Annotated in this window: 1 pseudogene; it reads left to right on the top strand. The window is 78.0% G+C overall.

From position 1 onward, the window contains the following. A pseudogene (locus L0B03_RS18920) lies at positions 1 to 573 on the top strand (hypothetical protein); the annotation flags it as partial.

Below are 573 nucleotides of genomic sequence, written 5' to 3'. Positions count from 1 at the left end.
CTTGGCCTCCGACTTGAGGCGGGCGTCCTCGCCACCGAGCGTCGCGACCTCCACCGTCCCGAGCTCGACGGCTGGGACACCGTGGTCGCCCTGGGGCTGCGCGACGCCGCCGCGGTCCGGGAGGTCCGCGCCCAGCTCGACCGGGTCGACGACACGCTGCTCCTCGCCCTGCCGGGTCTCGAGCGCGTCGAGGTCCAGGTCGACGGCGCCACCGTGCTGAGCCTCGACGAGGTCCGCACCCGCTGGGTCGTGGCGACCCGGGGCGGGGAGCTCCCGGGGAGCCTCCTGGCCGACCGCCCGGTCGAGGAGCGGGGACGCACCGGGTGGGAGGTCACCTGGGCCGTCCGGCGCCCCTCCGCCGCCGCCGTGCAGGCCGAGCCACCCGCCGTCGTGCACGCACCGACCCCCACGGACGAGCCCTGCACGGTCCCCGCCCTGCTCGTGGCGACCTTCCCGCTCGACCCGTCGCGCCGCCACGTCGCCCCCGGTCCGGTGACCGACCGCCTGGTCGCCGAGGCAGGGGCGGCTTGGGCTGACCTGCTCGTGGCCTGCCGCGAGGCCGCGCCCGAGGCT

The organism is Actinotalea sp. C106, assembly GCF_023630195.1.
Lineage (GTDB): Bacteria > Actinomycetota > Actinomycetes > Actinomycetales > Cellulomonadaceae > Actinotalea.
The sequence above is the reverse complement of the archived record's forward strand: the minus strand, read 5'-3'. Positions and strand labels throughout refer to the sequence as shown.